The sequence below is a fragment of the Streptomyces sp. NPDC093225 genome, assembly GCF_044753805.1.
Classification (GTDB): domain Bacteria; phylum Actinomycetota; class Actinomycetes; order Streptomycetales; family Streptomycetaceae; genus Streptomyces.
The window spans coordinates 1-17975 of record NZ_JBIVNX010000087.1; the positions used below are offsets into that span (position 1 = coordinate 1).

16 protein-coding genes and 1 pseudogene are annotated in these 17975 nt (G+C 72.7%); 11 read left to right on the top strand and 6 right to left on the bottom strand.

Annotated features, from left to right (window positions below):
- The 7 genes and pseudogenes from ACIQCH_RS37320 to pssA form a co-directional block, all read left to right on the top strand.
- Window positions 1-299 (top strand): annotated as a pseudogene (locus tag ACIQCH_RS37320) (crotonyl-CoA carboxylase/reductase); the annotation flags it as partial.
- 53 nt (window positions 300-352) lie between these two features.
- Window positions 353-2413 carry a protein meaA gene (locus tag ACIQCH_RS37325; protein WP_402588630.1) on the top strand — a complete coding sequence of 687 codons (2061 nt, stop codon included), beginning with the start codon at window positions 353-355 and terminating at the stop codon, window positions 2411-2413.
- Window positions 2410-3384, top strand: coding sequence for an HpcH/HpaI aldolase/citrate lyase family protein (locus tag ACIQCH_RS37330; protein WP_402588632.1), 975 nt, complete (start codon window positions 2410-2412; stop codon window positions 3382-3384). Before ACIQCH_RS37325 ends, ACIQCH_RS37330 begins: the two co-directional genes overlap by 4 nt.
- 5 nt (window positions 3385-3389) lie before the next feature.
- On the top strand, window positions 3390-3902 hold the full coding sequence (locus ACIQCH_RS37335) for a MaoC family dehydratase (protein WP_015656728.1): 513 nt from the start codon (window positions 3390-3392) through the stop codon (window positions 3900-3902).
- A gap of 2 nt (window positions 3903-3904) precedes the next feature.
- A complete protein-coding gene (locus ACIQCH_RS37340; RefSeq protein ID WP_402588634.1) occupies window positions 3905-5110 on the top strand; it encodes an acyl-CoA dehydrogenase family protein in 1206 nt (401 codons plus the stop codon).
- 174 nt (window positions 5111-5284) lie between these two features.
- On the top strand, window positions 5285-5944 hold the full coding sequence (locus tag ACIQCH_RS37345; RefSeq protein WP_402588636.1) for a phosphatidylserine decarboxylase: 660 nt from the start codon (window positions 5285-5287) through the stop codon (window positions 5942-5944).
- The gene (gene pssA, locus ACIQCH_RS37350) at window positions 5937-6803 is read left to right on the top strand and encodes a CDP-diacylglycerol--serine O-phosphatidyltransferase (protein WP_402588638.1); all 867 of its coding nucleotides are present in this window, start codon (window positions 5937-5939) and stop codon (window positions 6801-6803) included. The genes ACIQCH_RS37345 and pssA overlap by 8 nt, the downstream gene beginning before the upstream one ends.
- A gap of 71 nt (window positions 6804-6874) precedes the next feature.
- Here pssA and ACIQCH_RS37355 read toward each other — a convergent pair whose 3' ends face one another.
- A complete protein-coding gene (locus ACIQCH_RS37355; RefSeq protein WP_402588640.1) occupies window positions 6875-7042 on the bottom strand; it encodes a hypothetical protein in 168 nt (55 codons plus the stop codon).
- Between the two features lie 159 nt (window positions 7043-7201).
- Entirely contained in the window at window positions 7202-8782 is a 1581-nt protein-coding gene (locus tag ACIQCH_RS37360; RefSeq protein ID WP_402588642.1) for a hypothetical protein, read from the bottom strand.
- A 128-nt stretch (window positions 8783-8910) separates the two neighbouring features.
- Here ACIQCH_RS37360 and ACIQCH_RS37365 point away from each other — a divergent pair, with 128 nt between their 5' ends.
- Window positions 8911-9132 carry a hypothetical protein gene (locus ACIQCH_RS37365; protein WP_402588644.1) on the top strand — a complete coding sequence of 74 codons (222 nt, stop codon included), beginning with the start codon at window positions 8911-8913 and terminating at the stop codon, window positions 9130-9132.
- A 71-nt stretch (window positions 9133-9203) separates the two neighbouring features.
- Here the strand turns inward: ACIQCH_RS37365 and ACIQCH_RS37370 are convergent, their stop codons facing one another.
- Complete coding sequence (locus ACIQCH_RS37370; protein WP_402588646.1) at window positions 9204-10352, bottom strand: glycerate kinase; 1149 nt, start codon at window positions 10350-10352, stop codon at window positions 9204-9206.
- Between the two features lie 364 nt (window positions 10353-10716).
- On the opposite strand from ACIQCH_RS37370, the gene ACIQCH_RS37375 reads away from it, so the two are divergent.
- Entirely contained in the window at window positions 10717-11811 is a 1095-nt protein-coding gene (locus ACIQCH_RS37375) for an ADP-ribosylglycohydrolase family protein (RefSeq protein ID WP_402588648.1), read from the top strand.
- A gap of 52 nt (window positions 11812-11863) precedes the next feature.
- Window positions 11864-12364 (top strand): NUDIX domain-containing protein, encoded by a 501-nt coding sequence (locus ACIQCH_RS37380; protein WP_402588650.1) that lies wholly within the window; start codon window positions 11864-11866, stop codon window positions 12362-12364.
- Between the two features lie 128 nt (window positions 12365-12492).
- Here the strand turns inward: ACIQCH_RS37380 and ACIQCH_RS37385 are convergent, their stop codons facing one another.
- The 3 genes from ACIQCH_RS37385 to ACIQCH_RS37395 form a co-directional block, all read right to left on the bottom strand.
- A complete protein-coding gene (locus tag ACIQCH_RS37385; RefSeq protein WP_402588652.1) occupies window positions 12493-13053 on the bottom strand; it encodes a methylated-DNA--[protein]-cysteine S-methyltransferase in 561 nt (186 codons plus the stop codon).
- Window positions 13054-13139: 86 nt separating this feature from the next.
- On the bottom strand, window positions 13140-14741 hold the full coding sequence (locus tag ACIQCH_RS37390) for an AlkA N-terminal domain-containing protein (protein WP_402588654.1): 1602 nt from the start codon (window positions 14739-14741) through the stop codon (window positions 13140-13142).
- Between the two features lie 426 nt (window positions 14742-15167).
- Window positions 15168-16661, bottom strand: coding sequence for an MFS transporter (locus ACIQCH_RS37395; protein WP_402588656.1), 1494 nt, complete (start codon window positions 16659-16661; stop codon window positions 15168-15170).
- 191 nt (window positions 16662-16852) lie between these two features.
- On the opposite strand from ACIQCH_RS37395, the gene ACIQCH_RS37400 reads away from it, so the two are divergent.
- The gene (locus ACIQCH_RS37400) at window positions 16853-17761 is read left to right on the top strand and encodes a LysR family transcriptional regulator (protein WP_402588658.1); all 909 of its coding nucleotides are present in this window, start codon (window positions 16853-16855) and stop codon (window positions 17759-17761) included.
- Window positions 17762-17975 lie beyond the last annotated feature (214 nt).

The window sequence follows — 17975 nt, forward strand, 5'->3', positions numbered from 1 at the left end:
ACCAGTACGACAACCGCTACCTGTGGATGTCCCTCAAGCGCATCATCGGCTCCCACTTCGCCAACTACCGCGAAGCCTGGGAGGCCAACCGCCTCATCGCCAAGGGCAAGATCCACCCGACCCTGTCGAAGACGTACTCCCTCGAGGAGACCGGTCAGGCGGCGCACGACGTCCACCGCAACGTCCACCAGGGCAAGGTCGGCGTCCTCTGCCTCGCCCCCGAGGAGGGCCTGGGCGTGCGCGACCACGAGATGCGCGCCGAGCACCTCGACGCGATCAACCGCTTCCGCAACATCTGACCGCCCCCTGCTGAGACCCCAGCAGCCCACAACGGCCTTGAGGATCGCCTGAGATGACTGAGCGCCAGAAGGACCGGCCGTGGCTCATGCGGACGTACGCCGGCCACTCCACGGCCGAGGCGTCCAACGAGCTGTACCGCCGCAACCTCGCCAAGGGGCAGACCGGTCTGTCGGTCGCGTTCGACCTGCCGACCCAGACCGGCTACGACCCCGACCACATCCTCGCCCGCGGCGAGGTCGGCCGGGTCGGCGTACCGGTCTCCCACCTCGGTGACATGCGACGGCTGTTCCAGGACATCCCCCTGGAGCAGATGAACACCTCGATGACCATCAACGCCACCGCCATGTGGCTGCTGGCGCTCTACCAGGTGGTCGCCGAGGAGCAGGGCGCGGACATCGCCCAGCTCCAGGGCACCACGCAGAACGACATCGTCAAGGAGTACCTCTCCCGCGGGACGCACGTCTTCCCGCCGGGACCGAGCCTGCGCCTGACGACCGACATGATCGCGTACACGGTCAACAACATCCCGAAGTGGAACCCGATCAACATCTGCAGCTACCACCTGCAGGAGGCGGGGGCCACTCCGGTCCAGGAGATCAGCTACGCGATGTGCACCGCCATCGCGGTGCTGGACTCCGTGCGCGACTCGGGCCAGGTCCCCGACGAGCGCTTCGGCGAAGTGGTCGCCCGCATCTCGTTCTTCGTGAACGCGGGCGTCCGCTTCATCGAGGAGATGTGCAAGATGCGCGCCTTCGGCCGCATCTGGGACAAGATCACCCAGGAGCGGTACGGGATCGAGAACCCCAAGCAGCGCCGCTTCCGGTACGGCGTCCAGGTCAACTCGCTGGGCCTGACCGAGGCGCAGCCGGAGAACAACGTCCAGCGCATCGTCCTGGAGATGCTGGCCGTCACCCTCTCCAAGGACGCCCGGGCCCGCGCGGTGCAGCTGCCGGCCTGGAACGAGGCCCTGGGCCTGCCGCGCCCCTGGGACCAGCAGTGGTCCCTGCGCATCCAGCAGGTCCTGGCGCACGAGAGCGACCTGCTGGAGTACGAGGACATCTTCGCGGGCTCGCACGTGATCGAGGCCAAGGTCGAGGCCCTCGCGGCGGAGTGCCTGGCCGAGATCGACCGGATCCAGGAGATGGGCGGCGCGATGGCCGCCGTCGAGTCCGGCTACCTCAAGTCGCAGCTCGTCTCCTCGCACGCGGAGCGGCGCGCCAGGATCGAGTCCGGCGACGAGAAGATCGTCGGCGTGAACATCTTCGAGACGACCGAGCCGAACCCGCTCACCGCGGACCTGGACACCGCGATCATGACGGTGGACGGCCGGGTGGAGAACAAGGTCGTCGAGAACATCGGCCGCTGGCGCACCGAGCGCCAGGAGTCCTCGGAGCGGCAGGGCGGCGGCGACCCCTTCGTCTTCCCCACCACCCACCAGGCGCTGGAGCGCCTGAAGGAGGCGGCCGCGGGCGACGAGAACCTGATGGAAGCCACCCTCGAGTGCGCCCGTGCGGGCGTCACCACCGGCGAGTGGGCGGGCGCGCTGCGCGAGGTCTTCGGCGAGTTCCGGGCCCCGACCGGCGTGTCCTCCGCCCCCGTGGCGGTGGCCGCGGAGCCGGGCACCCCGCTCGCCGAGGTCCGCGAGAAGGTCGCCCGTACGGCCGACGAGCTGGGCTCGGGCCGCCTGCGCCTGCTGGTCGGCAAGCCGGGCCTGGACGGCCACTCCAACGGTGCCGAGCAGATCGCCGTGCGGGCCCGCGACGCCGGGTTCGAGGTGGTCTACCAGGGCATCCGGCTCACGCCCGAGCAGATCGTGACCGCGGCGCTGGCCGAGGACGTGCACTGCGTGGGCCTGTCGATCCTGTCCGGATCGCACGGGAAGCTGGTGCCGGACGTCCTGGAGCGGCTGCGCACGGCGGGGGCGCCGGACATCCCCGTCGTCGTCGGAGGCATCATTCCGAATGCCGACGCGGAGGAACTCCGCGCGGCCGGCGTGGCCGCCGTCTTCACCCCGAAGGACTTCGGTATCACGGAGATCATCGGCCGTATCGTCGACGAGATCCGTACAGCGAACAAGCTCAGCCCCCTCGAAATCTCGGAGGTCCCCGCATGACCACGCCCCTGCACCCGGTGAACCGGCTGCGCCCGCGCCGCTCCTGCCTCGCCGTGCCCGGGTCCAACCCGCGCTTCCTGGAGAAGGCCCAGGGGCTGCCGGCCGACCAGGTCTTCCTGGACCTCGAGGACGCGTGCGCTCCGCTGGCCAAGCCCGAGGCGCGGCACACCATCGTGAAGTTCCTCAACGAGGGCGACTGGACCGGCAAGACCCGGGTCGTGCGGGTGAACGACTGGACGACGCACTGGACGTACCGCGACGTCGTCACGGTCGTCGAGGGCGCGGGCCAGAACCTGGACTGCATCATGCTGCCGAAGGTGCAGAACGCGGAGCAGATCGTCGCGCTGGACCTGCTGCTGACGCAGATCGAGAAGACGATGGGCTTCGAGCTCGGCAAGATCGGCATCGAGGCGCAGATCGAGAACGCGCAGGGCCTCAACAACGTCAACGCGATCGCCCAGGCCTCCCCGCGCCTGGAGACGATCATCTTCGGCCCGGCCGACTTCATGGCCTCGATCAACATGAAGTCGCTGGTCGTGGGCGAGCAGCCGCCCGGCTACTCGGCGGACGCGTACCACTACATCCTGATGAGCATCCTGATGGCCGCCCGCGCGAACAACCTGCAGGCGATCGACGGCCCCTACCTCCAGATCAAGAACGTCGACGGCTACCGCGAGGTCGCCGGCCGCGCCGCCGCCCTCGGCTTCGACGGCAAGTGGGTGCTGCACCCGGGCCAGGTCGACGCGGCCAACGAGGTCTTCTCGCCCTCCCAGGAGGACTACGACCACGCCGAGCTGATCCTGGACGCGTACGACTACTACACGTCCGAGGCGGGCGGCAAGAAGGGCTCCGCGATGCTCGGCGACGAGATGATCGACGAGGCCAGCCGCAAGATGGCCCTGGTCATCTCGGGCAAGGGCCGGGCCGCCGGCATGCAGCGCACGAGCAAGTTCGAGATCCCGGAGGCCTGAGCACCATGCAGTTCGGACGCACCTACGAAGAGTTCGAGGTCGGGGCGGTCTACAAGCACTGGCCCGGGAAGACGGTCACGGAGTACGACGACCACCTCTTCTGCCTGCTCACGATGAACCACCACCCGCTGCACATGGACGTGAACTACGCGGAGAACACCACGGACTTCGGCAAGAACGTGGTGGTGGGCAACTACATCTACTCGCTGCTGCTGGGCATGTCCGTGCCGGACGTCTCCGGCAAGGCCATCGCCAACCTGGAGATCGAGTCGCTGCGGCACGTGGCGCCGACCTTCCACGGCGACACCATCTACGGCGAGACCACGGTCCTCGACAAGACCCCGTCGAAGTCCAAGAACGACCGCGGGATCGTCTACGTCGAGACCAAGGGCTACAAGCAGGACGGCACCCTCGTCTGCGTCTTCCGGCGCAAGGTGATGGTCCCGACCGAGACGTACATCAAGGAGCGCGGCGGCGAGCAGCCCGGCCGGCCCGAGCTGAAGGAACAGGGGAAGTAGCCATGGCACGACTCGCCCAGACCGCCGGGCTCACGGACGTCCAGCAGGAGATCCTGAAGACCGTCCGCGAGTTCGTCGACAAGGAGATCATCCCGGTCGCGACCGAGCTGGAGCACCGCGACGAGTACCCGCAGCAGATCGTGGACGGGCTCAAGGAGCTCGGCCTGTTCGGTCTGATGATCCCCGAGGAGTACGGCGGTCTCGGTGAGTCGCTGCTCACCTACGCGCTGTGCGTGGAGGAGATAGCCCGCGGCTGGATGTCCGTCTCGGGCATCATCAACACCCACTTCATCGTGGCGTACATGCTCAAGCAGCACGGCACGCAGGAGCAGAAGGACCACTTCCTGCCGCGGATGGCGCTGGGCGAGGTGCGCGGCGCGTTCTCGATGTCGGAGCCGGCCCTGGGCTCCGACGTGTCGGCGATCTCGTCGAAGGCGGTCAAGGACGGCGACGAGTACGTCCTGAACGGCCAGAAGATGTGGCTGACGAACGGCGGCACCTCGACCCTGGTCGCCGTTCTGTGCCGGAGTGACGAAGGACACCCCGAGGGCACGGCCGCCCACAAGTCGATGACGACCTTCCTCGTCGAGAAGGAGCCGGGCTTCGGAGAGGTCCGGCCGGGCCTGACGATCCCGGGCAAGATCGACAAGATGGGTTACAAGGGCGTCGACACGACCGAGCTCATCATGGACGGACTGCGCATTCCGGCCAATCGGGTCCTCGGCGGGGTCACCGGCCGAGGGTTTTACCAAATGATGGACGGCGTGGAGGTCGGCCGCGTCAACGTGGCGGCCCGTGGCTGCGGCGTCGCCCAGCGTGCGTTCGAGCTGGGCGTCTCGTACGCCCAGCAACGGCACACTTTCGGCAAGCCGATCGCCCAGCACCAGGCCATCCAGTTCAAGCTGGCCGAGATGGCTACCAAGGTCGAGGCCGCTCATGCCATGATGGTCAACGCAGCACGCAAAAAGGACTCCGGGGAACGAAACGACCTCGAAGCAGGGATGGCGAAGTACCTCGCCTCCGAATACTGCAAGGAGGTGGTGGAGGACGCCTTCCGCATCCACGGCGGATACGGCTTCTCCAAGGAGTACGAGATCGAGCGGCTCTACCGCGAGGCGCCGATGCTGCTCATCGGTGAAGGTACCGCCGAGATCCAGAAAATGATCATTGGGCGACGCCTGCTCGAGGAGTACCGACTCCAGGGCTGAATGTCCCTTTCGTTGCGGATGGTCCGCGAAAAGGGTCACACCCTGTCACCGGCTTCCGGCCATCGACTCGGCTTCTGGCTTGCCCAGTTGTTGCGCGCAACCGATAGCATTCCAGTAAAGCCGCCGTCCCGTCCCCCGTTTGCGGCGCGGCATCATCCGCTACGAAGGTCATCCATGCCCCACAGCCAAACCTCTGCACCTCGCGACAACAGCCGACTCGGCGTACGTCTCGCTCGCGGAGCATCGCCGTGGCTCCTGCCGACCGTTGCCACCGCGGCCCTCAGCCTCTCCCGGGCCCGCAAGTCCGGACGCTGGGCCGCGGTGGCCGTGCCCACCACCGCGCTCGCGGCGGGCATGCTGTGGTTCTTCCGCGACCCCGAGCGCGAGATCGCCGAGGGCCGTGTCATCTCGCCCGCCGACGGCGTGGTGCAGAGCATCATGCCGTGGAAGGACGGCCGGACCCGGGTCGCGATCTTCATGAGCCCGCTGAACGTCCACGTCAACCGCGCGCCGCTGGCGGGCACGGTGACGTCCGTCGAGCACGTCCCCGGCGGTTTCGTCCCGGCGTTCAACAAGGAGAGCGAGAACAACGAGCGCGTCGTCTGGCACTTCGACACCGAGCTCGGCGACATCGAGATGGTGCAGATCGCCGGCGCCGTCGCCCGTCGCATCGTTCCGTACATCCCGCAGGGCACCAAGGTCGAGCAGGGCGAGCGCATCGGCCTGATCCGCTTCGGCTCGCGCGTCGACATCTACCTCCCCGAGGGCGTCGAGGTCGCGGTGGAGGTCGGGCAGGCCACTACGGCAGGGGTGACTCGAATTGACCGTGACTGATCCGGAGACCCCGGCGACCGGCTGGGTCCCCGAGGCCGCCGAGGAGGAGGCCGCCGAGGAGGAGATGCCGCTCTCGCTGCGCCTCTCGATAGCGGACACCCTCACCCTCGGCAACGCCACCTGCGGCTTCATGGCGGTGTACTTCACCACCACCGGCATCCTGATCCCGCACCTCACCGGCAGTGACGAGTCCGGCATGGCCCGTCACAGCGCGGCGACCGCGGTGATACTGATGCTGCTGGCCGCGATCTTCGACCTCTGCGACGGGCTCGTGGCGCGCAAGCTGCGCAGCTCGCCGATGGGTGCGGAGCTGGACAACCTGTCCGACCTGATCAGCTTCGGTCTGGCCCCCGCGTACTTCGTGCTCGTCTACGGCATGGTCGCCGACGACGCGCACCAGCGGGTGTCGGCCCTCGCGGCGATCGTGGTCCTCCTGGCGGTCGTGCTGCGACTGGCCAGATTCAGCTGCGTGACGATGAAGGACGGCATGTTCCAGGGCATGCCGAGCCCCTTCGGCGCGCTGACGGTCGTCTCGATCGTGCTGCTGGAGCTGCCGTTCGTGCCGACCCTGCTGGCGATCGTGGGCGTGGCCTGGCTGATGGTGAGCCGGGTCGAGTACCCCAAGCCGCGGGGCGTCCTCGCGGTGGCGATGCTCAGCTGGATCGTGGGCGCCATGGGGCTGCTGGCGGCCTGGGCGTTCGACGCCCCGGGCGGCCAGCTGCTGCTGCAGACCGGCTGCGCGCTCCAGATCGTGCTCGCCGCGACGATCCCGCTCTTCGCGACCACCCGCCGGGTCAACACCTTCCGGCACAACCGCCGCGAGAACCGCGAGGCCCGCGCCGCCCAGCCGACGCCGTAGCCTCCGCTCAGACACGCGAAGGGCCCCGGACACCGATCAGGTGTCCGGGGCCCTTCGCGTTGCGGGGGGCTTCAGTGGCGGATGCGGGGCCCGGTGCGGTGCCGGGGTCCGGTGCGGTGACGGGGTCCGATACGGGTGCGCTTGTGGCGGGTGCGGCCGTAGGCGAACCCGCCGGCCACGAGCAGCGACAGCAGGCACCAGGCGGCGAGGACGATGCCGATCCACAACAGAGCGGTCATGGGCGGCTCCCGGGAGTGAGCGGCTGTACGGAAGTCGTACCCGCCCGGCCCACCGCGAAAGCCGCCCCGAGCGCTCCGCGCCGCCGAGTACGTCATGATCTGACGCGGGTGATCCTCGCACGCCCCGACGGCCGTCCGTGACGGTGCGTTTCCCTTGCGTCACATCGCGGAGTGGAGGGCTTCCTCCAAGCGTGAAGGCAGGAGGAAGTCCGTATCCAGCATGTCTGCGGTCAGCGCGGGGCCCAGCCCGGCGGACCGGGCACGCTCCACCAGCTCTTCGCCCACCGCTTCTGTCACCGTCGAGCGGTACAACGCGATCAGGGTTTCGAGTAGCAGCGGCGGCTCCTGTTTCGTCATCCGGTCCATCAGCTCGGCCCGGTGCGGCTCCGCAAGCCCCGCGACGGCCGCGCCGAACGAGCTCCCCAAGCCCGTCCGGCCCACCTGTTGCATCAACCGCACCAGCATCTCGTCAGAGATGCGTCGATGCCCGAGGTGCGGCAGCCGCGCGATGAGCGGCACCAGCTTGCTCGCGTGTACGCCCGCCCGTGCCCCCTCGGTCAGGGCGGACTCGACCTCCACGCCCTCGCGGTGAAGGATCTCGAGCAGCGCCAGGACGTCCTCCGCCGGCCTGCTGTCCATCACCGCCCGTCCCAGGACGGTGCCGCGTCCGCGTCGTCCGGCCTCCCACCTGACGTGCAGCGCTGCGAGTTCCGGCACCGTACGAAACCTCGCGACGCACTCCAGCAGATAGTGGTCCGTGGCGGGCCACAGCCTCCGCACGCCCTTGCTCGCCATGATCCCGTCGCCGACCACCCGCACGACGTCGAGCGGCCGCGCTTGGACGACGTCGCGCAGCAGCGAGTCGGCCCGGGACTTTTCACCCGCACGGTGGAGCCATTCCATCACCTCGCTGATCTCCTCGGCCGAGCGCGTCCACCCCGCCTCGGCCAGCTCGAGGCCCAGCACGCGCACGTCACCCGCGTCCCGGGACCGCTGCAGGCGCTCCAGCAGGCCCGCCACCGGCAGAGAGGTCACCGGGTCCGGGTCCTCGGTCGCCCCGCGCAGGCCCGCCAGCTCCTCCTCCATGGCCAGCACCTGCCCCTCCAAACCACGACAGCGGGCCTCTGCTTCGGACTTCAGCGCCGCGGTGTCGGCGAGTTCGCCGCGGAGGCGGGCGATCTCGGCGAGGAGGTCGTCGCGAGCGGTGGTGTGGGCCTTCGTGGCCGCGCAGAGGTCCAGTTCGCGGCGGGAGGCGGCGATGGCGTCGTCGGCCCAGTCGCGTTGCAGCTGCGAGAGCTCGGCGCGAACGCCGGCCGCCTCCGCCTCGCGCTTCTCCAGGAGATCGTGGAGGGCCTCCTGTTGGCGGGTCAGGCGCTCCACCGCGCGTTGGGAGCGTTCCATCTCGCGGCGCAAGGATTCCAGCTCGTACGCGGCCGGGTCGGTGGCTCGCAACGCGGCCAGGCGCAGGTCGTGGAGGCGGGCCTTGACCTCCTCTTGGAGGGAACTGCCGAGCTTCCTCTCGGCCTCCCGGACCAGGCGGTCGACGAAGTCCTCCGTGGCGACGCGCTGGCCGCGCAGGTAGCGGGAGACCACGGACGGGTCGAGGGTGATCCGTACCGCGTAGGCGCGCTGCGACACGCCCAGGGTGTTGAACAGGCCCGTCAACGTGTTGCCGAGCGCCGCAACCTCCGGGACCTCGCCCCGCTCCACGGCGGACGAATTCGCTGGTGGGCGGTCCACGTCCGGCATTCCTCGTCCCCCCGTGCCGTGCCACCGAAGTGGCAACCGTTGCGCGCTGTCGCACCGTATCCGGCCTTCCCCACGCTGGCGGTGTCAATCAGCGGATGACGGAAGGGATCGGACGGATCATGAACGCTGCTTGGATGTCGGTGCTCTCCGGGGCCCGGTGGGCGGGCCGGGTGCTCCTCGTGGGGCTCGTGCTCGTGCCCGTGGTGATCGTGACGGTGGCGTCGGTGCCGGCGCTGGTGGTGCTGCCGTTCTCGCGGCGGCGTAGTGCGCAGGCCGCCGGGATCGTGCGGCAGCTCGTGGCCTGGACGCGGGCGCTGCTGGACGGGAGCCGCGAGCGGTAGCCGTGGTCCGGGTACGCCGAAGGCCCCCTCCGGGGCGGAGGGGGCCTTCGGCGGGTGCGCGTACGGGCCGGTTACAGCACGTCGGCGGCGATGTTGGCCGCGACCCGCTCCAGCAGCGGGCCCGCGTCGGCGATGCACTTCGCGGTGTCGGGCTCGATCTCCGTCAGCGGGTAGGCGCGGCGGATGCCGGCCGTCTGCAGGGCCTCCTGCGGCAGGGCGAGGCGGCCGCAGACCGCCACGACCGGCTTGCCGGCGGCCCGGGCGGCCGCGGCGACGCCGGCCGGGGCCTTGCCGTGCAGCGTCTGCTCGTCGAGGGAGCCCTCGCCGGTGATGACCAGCGTGGCCCGCTCCAGTGCCGGGGCGAAGCCGAGCACCTCCAGCATCAGCTCGATGCCCGGCCGGAAGCTCGCGCCGAGCAGCAGGGCGCCGTAGCCGATGCCGCCCGCGCCGCCCGCGCCGGGGGACGCGGCCAGCTCGGCGGCCTTGGGGCCGATGGCCTTCTCCAGCACCTGGGCGTAGTGGGCGAGGGCCGCGTCGAGCGTGGCCACGTCCTCCGGGGAGGCGCCCTTCTGCGGTCCGTACACCGCCGCGCAGCCCTTCGGGCCGGTGAGCGGGTTGTCCACGTCGCTGGCGAGGACGAAGTCCACCTCGGCGAAGCGGGGGTCCACGCCCGACAGGTCGGCCGAGGCGAGGTCCGCCAGGGCGCCGCCGCCCGGACCGACCGGTTCGCCGTCGGCGTCCAGGAACACCGCGCCGAGGGCGGCCAGCATGCCGGCGCCGCCGTCGGTGGTGGCGCTGCCGCCCACGCCGAAGACGATCGTGCGCGCGCCCGCGTCGAGCGCGGCCTTCAGCACCTCGCCGGAGCCGTACGTGGTGGCGGTCAGCGGGGCGAAGACGCCCGCCGGGAGCAGCTGGAGGCCCGAGGCCTCGGCCATCTCCACCACCGCGGTGCCGTCGCGCAGGGCGAAGGCAGCCGTGACCGGCTCGCCGAGGGGGCCGGCGACCCGTACCTCCCGGCGTTCGAAACCGGCCGCCACGGCGGCCGCGACCGTACCGTCGCCGCCGTCCGCGACGGGGAGGGTCTCGACCTCCACGTCGGGTACGGCCGTGCGAAGGCCGGCCGTGACCCGCTCGGCGACCTGAACGGCCGTGAGCGAGCCCTTGAATTTGTCCGCGGCGATGAGAACGCGCGCGGCCACAGTTACTGCCCCGTCCGTCACCTTGCTTATCCCTTGCTATCGAACGTGCAGTCGCGCCACCCCGAGCCTATCCGGAGGATCCTCCTATGCCCATGGGTGGCCTGGGCCACACCGGGCCCGCCACGCCGAAAAATGGGGACATTCACCCCCATAGCGGGGCTGGATGAGCGTGGATTCCCTGGACCGGACACCGCCGGAGACGTCTTCCGGAGACCAAGGGGTGGACACTCGCGACCGAACCGTGGTCACTGACGGGGTGGCGGCGGTGCTGCCGGTGGTCACCCGGGGGCCCTGGCGGAGGGGTCCCGGCGACGCCGTCCGCGGTCGGCGCCCGGCGGCCGCCCGGCGCCGCGCGGCGGTCCGGCACCAGGAGTACACCTGAGGTGTGACGGACCTCGTGGAGCGGCCGGTGGCGGCAGGGGTGGCGGACCGCGTGCTGGGCGGCTGGCTCGGCCGGATCGCCGGCAACATGCTCGGCAAACCGGTGGAGCGCGGGGACCACTGGACCCGCGCCCGGATCGACCGCTACCTGCGGCGGGCCGACGCGCTGCCGCTGACGGACTACCTGCCACCGCCCTCCGCGCTGGACCCGCCGCCCGCCCCCGGCGAGTTCGAGCTGCGCCCCGAGTGGCCCGGCTGCGTCCGCGGGCGGATCCGGGGCAGCGTCCGCGACGACGACGTGGACTACGCCCTGCTGGGCCTGGACCTGCTGGAGCGGTACGGCGGGACGTTCACGACCGAGCAGGTCGGCGAGCTGTGGCTGCTGAGCCTGCCGTACCTGCGGACGTTCACCGCGGAGCGGGTGGCGTACCGCAACCTGGCGAACGGGCTGCGCCCGCCGCTCACCGCCACGTACGACAACCCGTACCAGGAGTGGATCGGCGCGCTGATCCGGGCGGACGTGTACGGCTGGACGTGCCCGGGCGACCCGCGCCGCGCGGCCTCGCTGGCCCGCCGGGACGCCGTGCTCTCGCACTCCGGGAACGGGGTCTACGGGGCCATGTGGGCGGCCGCGGTGATCGCGGCGGCGTTCACGGCGGACGGCCCGGGCGAGGCGCTGGACGCGGGCCTCGCCCGGATCCCGGCCGGCAGCCGGCTGGCCCGCGTCGTGCGCCGGGTGGTCGCCCTGCACGCGGCCGGGCTGAGCTGGGAGGACACCCTGGCGGAGGCCGACAGGGAGACCGCCGGACTGGGCTGGATCCACGTCGTGCCCAACGCCGCCGTCCTGACGGCCGGCCTGCTGTACGGGGCCGGGGACTTCACCCGCACCATCGCCCTCACCGTGCGCGGGGGCCTGGACACCGACTCCAACGGCGCCACCGCGGGCTCGGTCGCCGGCGTGCTGTGCGGGGCGGCGGGGATCCCGGGCCGGTGGACGGACCCGCTCCAGGACACCGTCCGCAGCTCGGTCCAGGGCTTCGACGGGGCCTCGATCCGCGAGCTGGCGGACCGGACGCTGCGGCTGGCGGGGGCGGTGTAGGGCCGCTGGCCGGCCCGGCCCCGCGCCGCACCGGACCGCCTAGGCTTGCGGGGTGACCACGACTGACTACGCCGCGTACATCGCCTCCCTGCCCCGGGTGCTCGCCGGGGCCGCCGCGCTGTTCCGGGACGCCGAGGGCCGGGTGCTGCTCGTCGAACCCAACTACCGCGAGGGCTGGGCGCTGCCCGGCGGCACGATCGAGTCCGACCGGGACGAGTCGCCCCGGCAGGCCGCGCGCCGGGAGACCGCCGAGGAGATCGGGCTGGACCTGCCGCTCGGGCGACTGCTGGCCGTGGACTGGGTGCTGGGCGCGGCGCGGCCGCCGCTGGTGGCGTACGTGTTCGACGGCGGGGTGCTGGACCGCGACCAGCTGGCCGCGATCCGGCTCCAGGAGGAGGAGCTGATCTCGTGGCGGCTGGTGCCGCCGACCGAGCTGACCGCCTATCTGCCGGGCGCGCTCGGGCTGCGCATCGAGGCGGCGTACGAGGTGGTGGAGAAGGGCGGCGGGACCGTGGAGCTGGAGGACGGCCGCCGGCCGGGCGGCGGGGCCTGACGGGCTGAGGTCCGCCACCCGTCGGGCCCCGGCGTCCTGCGGCGGGGGCGCGGCGCCCCGTCCGGGGGCGGAGGCGCGCAGCGCCCGGCGCTGGGGGCCGGGGGCCGGGGGCCGGGGGCGTCGGCGCGTCAGAAGAGGGTGTCGGAGTCGGCCGCCGTGCGGAGGTCGGCGCCGGCCGCCGCGCCGCGCTCGAACGCGAGCAGCCGCTGCTTGCGGTCGAGGCCGCCGCCGTAGCCGGTCAGGCTCCCCGAGGACCCGATCACCCGGTGGCACGGCACGATGATCGTCACGGGGTTCTTGCCGTTGGCCAGGCCCACCGCGCGGGAGGCGCCCGGCTTGCCGAGGCTCGTGGCCAGGTCCCCGTACGACCGGGTCTGCCCGTAGGGGATCCGGGTGAGCTGCTCCCACACGCTGCGCTGGAAGTCCGTGCCCTCCAGGCGCAGCGGCAGGTCGAAGACCGTGCGCTCGCCCGCGAAGTACTCGCCCAGCTGGCGCGCGGCCTCGGCGAAGGGGTCCTCCTCGGGCGCGACGCGGACGCCGAAGCTCTCCTCGGCGGGGCGGTGCCGCTGGTCGCTCATGTACATGGCACTGAGGATGCCGTCGGTCGCGACCATGGTGAGCGGGCCGTACGGGCTGTCGACGACGGTGTGCGTGCGGCCGGCGTGGGTGGCGGTGTCTCTGTTGCTCATGGTCCTCTGCTGGTCCTCTGCTCCAGGGTGTCGCGTGGTGTCACGTGGTCTCACGGGTGCCCGGCTGGTGGCGGGGGTTCGGCCCCTCAGGCCGGGAGCCGGTTGACCGGGTGGTCGTCGGTGGCCCAGAGGTACTGGACCGCGTACGCGCGCCAGGGCCGCCAGCGCGCGGCCCGGGCGGTCAGCGCGGCCGGGGTGTGCGGCAGCCCGAGCCCCTGGGCGGCCCGTCGCATGCCCAGGTCGGAGGGGAGGAAGGCGTCCGGGTCGCCGAGCGCGCGCATGGCGATCACCTCCACCGTCCAGGGCCCGAACCCGGGCAGCGCGGCCAGCTGCCCCCGGGCCCGCTCCCAGTCGCTGTCGACGCCGAGCGGGAGGGAGCCGTCGGCGAGGGCGGAGACGAGCGTGGTGAGGGTGGTGCGGCGGCTGCGGGGCAGCGCGAGCCGCTCGGGGTCGAGGGCGGCGAGCGCGGCCGGGGCCGGGAAGAGGTGGGTGAGGCCGCCCTCCGGGTCCTCGACGGGCTCGCCGTGCGCCGCGACCAGGCGGGCCGCGTGGGTGCGGGCCGCGGCGGTGGACACCTGCTGCCCGAGGACGGCCCGGACCGCGAACTCGGCCGCGTCGACGGTGCGCGGCACCCGGCGCCCGGGAGCCTTCGCGACGAGGGGCGCGAGCAGCGGGTCGGCTCCCAGCAGCTCGTCGACCGCCTCGGGGTCGGCGTCCAGGTCGAGCAGCCAGCGGCAGCGGCTGATGGCGATGGTGAGGTCGCGCAGGTCGGTGAGGGTCAGCCGGCAGGCGATGTGGTCGGCGCGCGGGGAGAGGGAGACGATGCCGGTGCCGTAGGGGAGCCGGAGGGTGCGGCGGTACGCGCCGTCGCGCCACTCCTCGACGCCGGGCACGGCGGTGGCGGCGAGGTGGCCGAACAGGTTGTCGGGGTTGAGCGGGGCGCGGTAGGGCAGCCGGAGCGCGATGGTGCCGGGGGCGGCCGAGGGGGTGGTGCGGGTGCCGGGCGGGCCGGCGGTGGCGGCTGCGTGGCCGGTCCCGGCCGACGCGGCGGCGCCGGTGCCGGCGAAGGTCGTGTTGTCGGTGCCGGCGAAGGTCGCGCCGGCGCGGCCCGTACGGGCGGCCGCGCGGGCCGCGCGTTCGCGGAGCTCGCTCGGCGCGAGGGCGAACACCTCACGGACCGTGCCGTTGAAGGTGCGGACCGAGGCGAAGCCGGCCGCGAAGGCCACCTCCGCCATGGGCAGTGCGGTGGTCTCGATCAGCAGCCGGGCGGTCTGGGCCCGTTGGGCCCGGGCGAGCGCGAGCGGACCGGCGCCGAGCTCGGCGTTCAGCTGCCGCTCGATCTGGCGGGTGGAGTAGCCCAGGCGGCGGGCGAGACCGGGTACGCCCTCGCGGTCCACCACCCCGTCGCGGATCAGGCGCATGGCGCGGGCCACCGCGTCGGCGCGGGCGTTCCACTCCGGCGAGCCGGGGCTGGTGTCGGGCCGGCACCGCTTGCAGGCCCGGAAGCCGGCCTGCTGGCAGGCCGCGGCACTGGGCAGGAAGGTCATGTTCTCGACCTTCGGCGGCACCCCCGGGCAGCTGGGCCGGCAGTAGATCCGGGTGGTCAGGACGGCGGTGAAGAACCAGCCGTCGAACCTCGGGTCCTTCGACTGCACGGCGCGCACGCAGCGCTCGGTGTCGGTGTGCATGCCGTCCAGCTTGCGGTACCGGGGGCCGCGGGGGCTGGCAGTTTTCCGACATGGACGTCGGGGGCGGTGCTGGTGCCGGTGCCGTTGCTGGTGCCGGTGCCCGGACGGCCCCGGTTCGGGGGTGGCGGCGACCGGTCCGGCACCGGCCGGTCGTGGCGGGCCCTGCGGGGCTGGTCCCCTACCCGCCCTTCCACCGTTCCCCGGGCTCCGCCCGGACCGGGTCCGGCGCTGCGCGCCGGACCTCCCGGGGCTCCGCCCCGGACCCCGCGCCTCAAACGCCGGCGGGGCTGGGATGCCCGTCCGGTGGGCCGGGTGTGCCCGTCCGGTGGGACTGGACGGGCCGCGCGGTCGGGCCGGGGTGCCTGCGGTCGGGCTGGGCTGGGGATGGGGCTGGGGTGCCGCGGGTGCAGCCGGTCGTGCCGTGCCTCAGGCGCCGGTGGGGGCGGACGTCCTGTCGTGGCGGGGGCGGTAGCCGGTCGTGACGGCGAGGGTGGCCAGGAGGAGGAGGGCCGCCGCCACGCGGAGGGCGAGGGCCATCGCGGAGTTGAACTCGCCCGTGTGGGAGGGGGCCTGGAGGGTTCCGTGGACACGCGAGGCGAGCACCGTGCCCACTACGGCGACGCCCAGGGCGGCCCCGATCTCGCGGGCGGCCGTGTTCAGGCCCGAGCCGAGCCCGGCCTGGTGCGCCGGGAGCGCCGTGACCACCGACACCGTCAGCGCGGGCGCGCACAGGCCCGTACCGATCGACAGCACCAGCAGGTGGCACGCGTACACCGGGTACGGAGTCCCCGCGTCGGCGGTGGAGACCAGGAGCAGGCCGCCGGCGATGAGGAGGAGCCCGGCGGTCACGGGCGGGCGGGGACCGAAGCGGTCCTGGAGCCGGGCGCCGAAGCGCGGGACGAGGGCCATGCCGATGGTCAGCGGGACGATCGCCAGGCCGGTGCGGGCGGGCGAGAAGCCCTTCACGTACTGCAGGTACTGGGCGTTCACGAAGAAGAGCGAGAAGAGGCCGAAGAACGCCGCACCGATGCCGAGGGCGCCGGAGCGCAGCCGGGCCGAGCGGAACACCCGGGGATCGAACAGCGGGTCGGCCGCCCGCAGCGCGTGGGCCGTGAACACCCCGAGGAGCGCGGCACCGGCGCCGAAAGCGCCGAGCACCTGGAGCGCGGCCCACCCGGCGGTGGGCCCCTCGATGATGCCGTGGACGACCGCGACCAGCGCCGCGGTGAGCAGCGCGGCACCCAGCGGGTCGACGGAGGCCTCGGGACGGCGCGGTACGGCCGGGATCAGCCGGGCGGTGGCGAGGGCGAGCGCGACGGCGAGCGGGACGACCGCCCAGAACAGCGCCCGCCAGCTCAGGTACTCGGCGGCCAACCCACCGCCGACGTTGCCCACGAGACCCCCGAGGCCGGCGGAGAGCGTCCAGGTGGCGAGGGCCTGGCTGCGGCGCTCGGGCGGGGTGAGGTGGACCAGGACCGACATGGTGGCGGGCATGATCAGGGCCGCTCCGGCGCCGCACACGCCACGGCCCGCGATGAGCACGGCGGAGGTGTCGGCGGCGGCGCTCACCGCGGCCCCGGCGCCGAGGAGGGTCAGGCCCGCCAGCAGGGCGCCCTTGCGGCCGTACCGGTCGCCGAGGGCGCCGGCGGGGATGAGCAGCGCGGCGAAGACGATCACGTACGCGTCGACGGTCCACAGCAGTTGCGTGGCGGTGGGGTGCAGCGTGGAGGCGGCGAGCTGCGGGATGAGCAGGTTGACGGCGGCGACCAGGCCCTGCGCGACGAGGACGCAGGCGCAGAGCGCGAGCAGGGCGGGCCGGGACAGGCCGCCTGCCGTCGGACCGCCCGGGGCGGTGTCCGCGGGGCGCGCGGAGCTGGTCGGGGCAGGACTGGGCACGGTTCTCCCTCGGGGAAAGGACATCGGGACGGGCGCGGGCGGCGGAGTCTGCTGTGCCGCGGGCGGCGGAGTTGTGTTCGCCGCGGGCGGCGCCGGGCCGCGCAAGTCGTTGCGCGCGCCGAGCCGTTGCGCCGGGTTTCGGGTGGGGCCGGCCCCCGCGAACCACCGTAGGCTCGCCCTGTCCTGCTTTCCAGTGCAACCTTTGCAAGGGAGACATGCGCGTGACGCATTCCAGGCTCGACCTGAACCTCCTCATCGCCCTCGACGTGCTGCTGGAGGAGTCGAGCGTGTCCGGCGCGGCCGAGCGGCTGCACCTGTCCGAGCCCGCGATGAGCCGCACCCTGGGCCGTATCCGCAAGGCGCTGGGCGATCCCGTCCTGGTCCGGGCGGGCCGGAGCATGGTGCCCACCCCGCGCGCCCTCGCCCTGCACGCGGAGGTCCGCGAGGTGGTGGAGCGGGCCCGGGCGGTCTTCGTGTCCGGGGGCGAGGTGGACCTGCGCGGGCTGGAGCGCACGTTCACGGTGCTCGGCCACGACGCGCTGGCGGCCTCGTACGGGGCGCGGCTGTTCGCGCGCACCCGGCGCGAGGCGCCGGGCGTGCGGCTGCGCTTCCTCTCGGAGACGCACGTCGACGTACCCGCACTGCGCGAGGGCACCGCGGACCTCGAACTCGGCGTCATCGACAACCGGTCGCCCGAGGTGCGGTCCGAAGCACTGCGCGAGGAGCGGATGTTGGGCGTGGTACGGGCCGGACACCCGCTGCTGCGCGGCCGGTTGACCCCGCGCCGACTGGCGGCCGCCGATCACCTGAACGTCTCCCGGCGCGGCCGCCTGACCGGCCCGATGGACCGGGCGTTGGCCGAACTGGGCCTGGCCCGGCGGGTGGTCGGGACGGTCGGCTCGTTCCCGGCGTCGCTGTTCGTGCTGCGCGACACCGATCTGGTCGGGCTGCTCACCGGGAGCGCGACGCCGCTCGCCGAGGCCCTCGGGCTCGTGGTGTTCGACGTACCGCTGGAACTGCCCCCCATGTACTTCGGGCTGGCCTGGCACCCCCGGCACGACGCCGACCCGGCGCACCGCTGGCTGCGCGGCTGCGCGCGGGAGTTGCTGACGGACGGGGGATGAGGGTGGGGGTGGTGAGGGTGGTGGGGTGTGAGGGTGGTGGGGCGGCTGCTTGGGCGAGGAGGGTGGGGCGGGAGTGGCCGCGCGGGCGGGGGTGGGGTGGGCTCGCTTCGTGGGGCCGCCCCGTGGTGTGTGGGTCCCCTCGCCTCTTGACCCGTCATGGCCTGCAGGCCCTGCGGCAGGCCCACCCCTGGGGCTTCGGGGCCTTCGGCCCTGG